Source organism: Mycobacterium sp. 1245805.9, from assembly GCF_001672915.1.
Classification (GTDB): Bacteria; Actinomycetota; Actinomycetes; order Mycobacteriales; family Mycobacteriaceae; genus Mycobacterium.
Map to the genome: position 1 here is coordinate 38606 of NZ_LZKR01000006.1, position 6976 is coordinate 45581.

Sequence of the window (6976 nt, forward strand, 5' to 3'; positions counted from 1 at the left end):
CAGACAGGGGACCCTTGGTGGACCGATCCCCGGAATTGCGTCACACTGGTGTTGTGAAAATCCGAACCAGCCTCGATGAGGCGCCCGTGGCTTCCGTCGGCGCCGCGGTGCCGGATGGTCACACCCGCCGCGCCATCGTGCGCCTGCTGCTGGAATCCGGATCGATCACCGCCGTCGAGATCGGCGACCGGCTCGGCCTGACTCCCGCCGGGGTGCGGCGTCACCTCGACGCGCTGATCGAGGCGGGCGACGCCGAGTCGGTGGCCGCCGAGCCGTGGCAGCAGGTGGGCCGCGGGCGCCCCGCCAAGCGCTTCCGGCTGACCGGGGCCGGCCGGGCCAAGCTCGACCACGCCTACGACGACCTGGCCGCGGCGGCCATGCGCCAGCTGCGGGAGATCGGCGGCGAGGACGCCGTCCGCACCTTCGCCCGGCGGCGCATCGACGCGATCCTGGCCGGTGTCGAGGCGGCCGACAGCGCCGAGGACGCCGAGGTCGAGGCGGCGGCCGAGCGGGTCGCCGGCGCGCTGACCAAGGCCGGCTACGTCGCGACCACCACCCGGGTGGGCGGGCCGATCCACGGGGTGCAGATCTGCCAGCATCACTGCCCGGTGTCGCACGTCGCCGAGGAATTCCCCGAGTTGTGTGAAGCCGAGCAGCAGGCCATGGCCGAGGTGCTCGGAACCCACGTGCAGCGGTTGGCGACCATCGTCAACGGAAACTGCGCCTGCACCACCCACGTGCCACTCACTGTCCCGGTGTCGAAGGTGGCCAGCCCGCCGCCCGACACCACCAGCATCGAAGGAGCGTCGTTATGACCCTAGAGGCCGACAAGACCGCGGCCGTGCCGCTGACCCAGGAGGAGGCGATCGCCTCCCTGGGGCGGTACGGCTACGGCTGGGCGGACTCCGACGTCGCGGGCGCCAGCGCGCAGCGCGGGCTGTCGGAGGCGGTGGTCCGCGACATCTCGGCGAAGAAGAACGAGCCCGAGTGGATGCTGCAGACCCGGCTCAAGGCGCTGCGCATCTTCGAGCGCAAGCCCATGCCGACGTGGGGCTCGAACCTCGGGGGCATCGACTTCGACAACATCAAGTACTTCGTGCGTTCCACCGAGAAGCAGGCCGCGACGTGGGATGACCTCCCCGAGGACATCCGCAACACCTACGACCGGCTGGGCATCCCGGAGGCGGAGAAGCAGCGGCTGGTGGCCGGCGTCGCGGCGCAGTACGAGTCCGAGGTGGTGTACCACCAGATCCGGGAAGACCTTGAGGCGCAAGGGGTTATCTTCCTGGACACCGACACGGGCCTGCGCGAGCATCCCGAGGTCTTCAAGCAGTACTTCGGCACGGTGATCCCGGCGGGGGACAACAAGTTCTCCGCGCTGAACACCGCGGTGTGGAGCGGCGGCTCGTTCATCTACGTGCCGCCGGGCGTGCACGTCGACATTCCGCTGCAGGCCTACTTCCGGATCAACACCGAGAACATGGGCCAGTTCGAACGCACGCTGATCATCGTCGATGAGAACGCTTACGTTCACTACATCGAGGGCTGTACCGCCCCGATCTACAAGTCGGATTCGCTGCACTCCGCGGTGGTGGAGATCATCGTAAAGCCTGGTGGCCGTTGCCGTTACACGACGATCCAGAACTGGTCGGGCAACGTCTACAACCTGGTCACCAAGCGGGCCCGCGCCGAGGCCGGCGCCACCATGGAGTGGGTCGACGGAAACATCGGCTCGAAGGTGACGATGAAGTACCCGGCGGTGTGGATGACCGGCGAGCACGCCAAGGGCGAGGTGCTGTCGGTGGCGTTCGCCGGCGAGGATCAGCACCAGGACACCGGCGCCAAGATGCTGCACCTGGCGCCCAACACGTCGAGCAACATCGTGTCCAAGTCGGTGGCCCGCGGCGGCGGCCGCACCTCCTACCGCGGCCTGGTGCAGGTGAACAAGGGCGCGCACGGGTCGCGCTCGAGCGTGAAATGCGATGCGCTGCTGGTCGATACGATCAGCCGCAGCGACACCTACCCCTACGTCGACATCCGCGAGGACGACGTCACGATGGGCCACGAGGCCACCGTGTCGAAGGTCAGCGAAAACCAGCTGTTCTACCTGATGAGCCGCGGGCTGACCGAGGACGAGGCGATGGCGATGGTGGTGCGCGGCTTCGTCGAGCCGATCGCCAAAGAGCTGCCGATGGAGTACGCGCTGGAGCTCAACCGCCTGATCGAGCTGCAGATGGAAGGCGCGGTCGGGTAGTGACTGCCGCTCTGAATAAGGGAGAGCTGTTCGCCTCCTTCGACGTCGACGCGTTCGAGGTTCCGCACGGCCGCGACGAGCTCTGGCGGTTCACCCCGCTGCGGCGGCTGCGCGGGCTGCACGACGGTTCCGCCAAGGCCACGGGCCGAGCGGAAATCGCCGCCGACGCGCGGCCCGGCGTGCAGGTCGAGACCGTCCGCCGCGGCGACGAGCGGCTCGGTCAGGGCGGTGCGCCCGCCGACCGCGTTGCCGCCCAGGCGTTTTCGTCGTTCAACTCCGCGACCGTGGTCACCGTCGGCCGGGACACTCGGGTCGCCGAGCCGATCAACATCACCATCACCGGGCCCGGCGAAGGCGCGGTGGCCTACGGGCACCTGCAGATCCGCGTGGAAGAGCTCGGCGAGGCGGTGGTGGTCATCGACCAACGCGGCGGCGGAACCTATGCCGACAACGTCGAATGCGTCGTCGACGACGCCGCGCGCCTGACCGTCGTGTGGATCGCCGACTGGGCCGACGACATGGTGCACGTCAGCGCGCATCACGCCAGGCTGGGCAAGGACTCGGTGCTGCGGCACGTCACCGTCACGCTGGGCGGTGAGGTCGTGCGGATGTCGGCCAACGTGCGGTTTTCCGGTCCCGGTGGGGACGCCGAGTTGCTGGGGCTGTACTTCGCCGACGACGGCCAGCACCTCGAGTCGCGGCTGCTGGTGGACCACGCGCGGCCCGACTGCAAGTCGAACGTGCTGTACAAGGGTGCGCTGCAAGGGGATCCGGATTCCGCGCTGCCCGACGCGCACACGGTCTGGGTGGGTGACGTGCTGATCCGCGCCGAAGCCACCGGCACCGACACCTTCGAGGTGAACCGCAACCTGGTGCTCACCGACGGCGCGCGCGCCGACTCGGTGCCCAACCTCGAGATCGAGACCGGCGAGATCGCCGGCGCCGGACACGCCAGCGCCACCGGGCGTTTCGACGACGAGCAGCTGTTCTACCTGCGTTCCCGCGGCATCCCGGAGGATCAGGCCCGCCGCCTGGTGGTCCGCGGGTTCTTCGGGGAGATCATCTCGAAGATCGCGGTGCCCGAGGTGCGCGAACGCCTGACCGCAGCCATCGAACACGAACTGGCCATTACGGAGAAAACGACCACATCATGACGACCCTCGAAATCAAAGACCTGCACGTCAGCGTCGACGACCCCAACGCCGCGGAGGGGGAGCGCGAGATCCCCATCCTCAAGGGCGTGGACCTGACGGTGAAATCCGGTGAGACGCATGCCCTGATGGGCCCCAACGGGTCCGGCAAGTCGACGCTGTCCTACGCGATCGCCGGTCACCCCAAGTACCGCGTCACCTCCGGGTCGATCACGCTGGACGGCGAGGACGTGCTGGCAATGAGCGTCGACGAGCGCGCGCGTGCCGGGATATTCCTGGCGATGCAGTACCCCGTCGAGGTGCCCGGTGTGTCGGTGTCGAACTTCCTGCGCTCGGCCGCGACGGCCATCCGCGGCGAGGCCCCGAAGCTGCGCCACTGGGTCAAGGAGGTCAAGGGGGCGATGACGTCCCTCGAGATCGATCCTGTCTTCGCCGAGCGCAGCGTCAACGAGGGTTTCTCCGGCGGCGAGAAGAAGCGCCACGAGATCCTGCAGCTGGAACTGCTCAAGCCCAAGATCGCGATCCTCGACGAGACCGACTCGGGGCTGGACGTCGACGCGCTGCGGGTGGTCAGCGACGGCGTGAACCGCTACGCCGAAACCGAGCACGGCGGAATCCTGTTGATCACGCACTACACCCGCATCCTGCGCTACATCCACCCGGAGTACGTGCACGTGTTCGTGGGCGGCCGCATCGCCGAGTCCGGCGGTCCGGAGCTGGCCGACGAGCTCGAGCAGAACGGATACGTGCGCTTTTCGCAAGCGGCGGCCACCGGAGCCTGACCATGCTGGACGTCGCGGCCATCCGTGCCGACTTCCCGATCCTCAAGCGCATCATGCGCGGGGGAAACCAGTTGGCGTACTTGGATTCCGGCGCGACCTCGCAGCGTCCGTTGCAGGTGCTCGACGCCGAGCGGGAGTTCCTGCTGACCTCCAACGGCGCGGTGCATCGCGGTGCGCACCAGCTGATGGAGGAGGCCACCGACGCCTACGAGCAGGGCCGCTCCGACATCGCGGCCTTCGTCGGCGCCGACGCCGACGAATTGGTGTTCACCAAGAACGCCACCGAGGCGCTCAACTTGGTGTCATACGTGCTGGGCGACAACCGTTTCGAGCACGCCGTCGGGCCCGGCGACGTCATCGTCACCACCGAGCTCGAGCACCACGCCAACCTGGTCCCGTGGCAGGAGCTGGCCCGGCGCACCGGGGCGACGCTGCGCTGGTACGGCGTGACGGACGACGGGCGCATCGACCTGGACTCGCTGCAACTCGACGAGCGGGTCAAAGTCGTTGCGTTCAGCCACCATTCCAACGTCACCGGCGCGCACGCGCCGGTGGGCGAGCTGGTCCGGCGCGCCAAGGCCGTGGGCGCGCTGACGGTGCTGGACGCCTGCCAGTCGGTGCCGCACCGGCCGGTCGATTTCCACGCGCTCGACGTCGACTTCGCCGCGTTCTCCGGCCACAAGATGCTGGGCCCCACCGGGATCGGCGTGCTGTACGGGCGGGGCGAGCTGCTGGCGGCCGCGCCCCCGTTCCTCACCGGCGGGTCGATGATTGAGACGGTCGCCATGGAGGTCAGCACCTACGCGGCGCCGCCGCAGCGCTTCGAGGCCGGTACCCCGATGACCTCCCAGGTGGTCGGATTGGCCGCCGCCGCACGCTATCTCGGCGCCATCGGCATGGACGCCGTGGAGGCCCACGAACGCGAGCTGGTGGCCGCGGCCATCGACGGCCTGTCCGGCATCGACGGCCTGCGCATCGTCGGCCCGACGTCGACGGAGCACCGGGGCTCGCCGGTGGCTTTCGTCGTCGATGGGGTGCACGCCCACGACGTCGGCCAGGTGCTCGACGACGACGGCGTCGCGGTGCGGGTGGGCCACCACTGCGCGTTGCCGCTGCACCGCAGGTTCGGCGTGGCGGCCACCGCGCGGGCGTCGTTCGCGGTCTACAACACCCGCGACGAGGTCGAGCGACTGGTGGCCGGCGTGCGACGCGCGCTGGATTTCTTTGGGAGAGACTGACGTTGCGCCTCGAGCAGATCTACCAGGACGTGATCCTCGATCACTACAAGCACCCGCAGCACCGGGGGCTGCGGGAGCCGTTCGGCGCACAGGTGTACCACGTCAACCCGGTCTGCGGTGACGAGGTCACCCTGCGGGTCGCGCTGTCCGACGACGGCGAAACCGTCACGGACGTCTCCTACGACGGGCAGGGCTGTTCGATCAGCCAGGCGTCGACGTCGGTGCTGACCCAGCAGGTGATCGGCCGCAGTGTCGGCGAGGCGCTCAAGACCATCACCGCGTTCAGCGAGATGGTGTCCTCGCGCGGCACCATCGACGGCGACGAGGACGTGTTGGGCGACGGGGTCGCGTTCGCCGGAGTCGCCAAGTACCCGGCGCGGGTGAAGTGCGCACTGCTCGGCTGGATGGCTTTCAAAGACGCCTTGGCTCAGGCCAGCGCAGGGTTTGAGGAGGACCAAAAATGAGCGAAACCACCGCACCGAGCGACGAGTTCCTCGCCGACGTCGAGGAGGCGATGCGCGACGTCGTCGACCCCGAGTTGGGCATCAACGTCGTCGATCTCGGGCTGGTTTACGGCCTCAACGTGGAGGAGGGCGACGAGGGAACCGTCGCCCTGATCGACATGACGTTGACGTCGGCGGCCTGCCCGCTGACCGACGTCATCGAGGACCAGTCGCGCAGCGCGCTGGTCGGCAGCGGCCTGGTCGACGACCTGCGGATCAACTGGGTGTGGAACCCGCCGTGGGGCCCCGACAAGATCACCGAGGACGGCCGCGAGCAGCTGCGCGCCCTCGGCTTCACCGTCTAGTCCCGGACCTCCCCACTAGCCCGATGGTGGCGACCCGCCGCGCCCGGCTACGCCGCGCTTGCGATCGCCACTAAAGGTGGAAGGGGAGGTGGGGCAGGTGCAGGTGGTGATGCGGGTGACCCATCGGCGGGCACGTCTCGAGGCTGATGGTCACCGCGTGCAGCACCCCGGCGTCCTGGATTCCCTGCGCCCCCATGCATTTCCCGTTCGTGATCGCCTGGGCGTCCGAAGCCGTCTGCTTCTGGTAGGACGTCGTGTTTGCGACGGTCACGTTCGTCGGCGTCGGTTGGGCGCCGATACCGCTGACCGCGATCGTCTCACCGGAGACCGAGCTGACCGTGCCGTAGAACCCCGCGGGCGGCGGGCACTTGCCGTCGACGGCCGGGGTGACCGTGACCGATTGGGCGGTGATCGCGCCGGGGGTGGGGGCGTTCTGCGGGGTGGCGCGCACATTGACGCAGCTGCCGGGGGTGACGTCGGTCAGCTGGGCCGGCGTGGTCTCGACGACCCGGGTCTGGGGGGTGAAGTCGACGGTGGCCGACCCGGTCCGCGTCCGGAGCTGGATCGTGCCGTCGGACACCGACTGGACCAGGCCCTCGACGTAATCCTTGGGGACGGGGGGTGGCGCGGGAGCCGGCGGCGGCGCCGCGGCGGGCGCCGGGCGGCGCGGGGGCGCGGGGCCGGGGGGGTTGCCCGGGGGGGCGGGGGTGGGGGGCGGGGCGCCCGCGGGGGCCCAGGCGCCG

At 69.3% G+C, this 6976-nt stretch carries 7 protein-coding genes and 1 pseudogene; 7 read left to right on the top strand and 1 reads right to left on the bottom strand.

All coding sequences use genetic code 11. The annotated features are described in order from the left end of the window. Window positions 1–14: 14 nt before the first annotated feature. The 7 genes and pseudogenes from A9X00_RS01530 to A9X00_RS01560 all read left to right on the top strand — a co-directional run bounded on the left by A9X00_RS01530 (window position 15) and on the right by A9X00_RS01560 (window position 6233). Entirely contained in the window at window positions 15–815 is an 801-nt protein-coding gene (locus A9X00_RS01530; protein ID WP_156771881.1) for a metalloregulator ArsR/SmtB family transcription factor, read from the top strand. Then, window positions 812–2254, top strand: coding sequence for a Fe-S cluster assembly protein SufB (gene sufB, locus A9X00_RS01535; RefSeq protein WP_067148235.1), 1443 nt, complete (start codon window positions 812–814; stop codon window positions 2252–2254). Before A9X00_RS01530 ends, sufB begins: the two co-directional genes overlap by 4 nt. After that, window positions 2254–3408: a Fe-S cluster assembly protein SufD gene (gene sufD, locus A9X00_RS01540; RefSeq protein ID WP_067148238.1), complete on the top strand. Its 1155-nt coding sequence runs from the start codon at window positions 2254–2256 to the stop codon at window positions 3406–3408. Before sufB ends, sufD begins: the two co-directional genes overlap by 1 nt. Continuing rightward, complete coding sequence (sufC, locus tag A9X00_RS01545) at window positions 3405–4187, top strand: Fe-S cluster assembly ATPase SufC (RefSeq protein ID WP_067148242.1); 783 nt, start codon at window positions 3405–3407, stop codon at window positions 4185–4187. The genes sufD and sufC overlap by 4 nt, the downstream gene beginning before the upstream one ends. Window positions 4188–4189: 2 nt before the next feature. Further along, window positions 4190–5425, top strand: a complete 1236-nt coding sequence (locus tag A9X00_RS01550) for a cysteine desulfurase (RefSeq protein ID WP_067148245.1) — start codon at window positions 4190–4192, stop codon at window positions 5423–5425. Beyond that, window positions 5422–5905: pseudogene (gene sufU, locus A9X00_RS01555) on the top strand (Fe-S cluster assembly sulfur transfer protein SufU); the annotation flags it as partial. The gene A9X00_RS01550 and the pseudogene sufU, both read left to right, overlap by 4 nt. Next, window positions 5886–6233 (top strand): metal-sulfur cluster assembly factor, encoded by a 348-nt coding sequence (locus A9X00_RS01560; protein ID WP_067014712.1) that lies wholly within the window; start codon window positions 5886–5888, stop codon window positions 6231–6233. The pseudogene sufU and the gene A9X00_RS01560, both read left to right, overlap by 20 nt. A gap of 70 nt (window positions 6234–6303) precedes the next feature. Here the strand turns inward: A9X00_RS01560 and A9X00_RS30455 are convergent. Beyond that, the coding region (locus A9X00_RS30455; protein ID WP_232006639.1) for a DUF5666 domain-containing protein at window positions 6304–6976 on the bottom strand (673 nt) is incomplete at its 5' end.

What these genes read in the sequence shown, in the direction of transcription:
- sufC (WP_067148242.1), top strand. Translation starts at nt 3,405, where the DNA reads ATGACGACCCTCGAAATCAAAGACCTGCACGTCAGCGTCGACGACCCC.
- A9X00_RS01550 (WP_067148245.1), top strand. Translation starts at nt 4,190, where the DNA reads ATGCTGGACGTCGCGGCCATCCGTGCCGACTTCCCGATCCTCAAGCGC.
- sufB (WP_067148235.1), top strand. Translation starts at nt 812, where the DNA reads ATGACCCTAGAGGCCGACAAGACCGCGGCCGTGCCGCTGACCCAGGAG.
- A9X00_RS01560 (WP_067014712.1), top strand. Translation starts at nt 5,886, where the DNA reads ATGAGCGAAACCACCGCACCGAGCGACGAGTTCCTCGCCGACGTCGAG.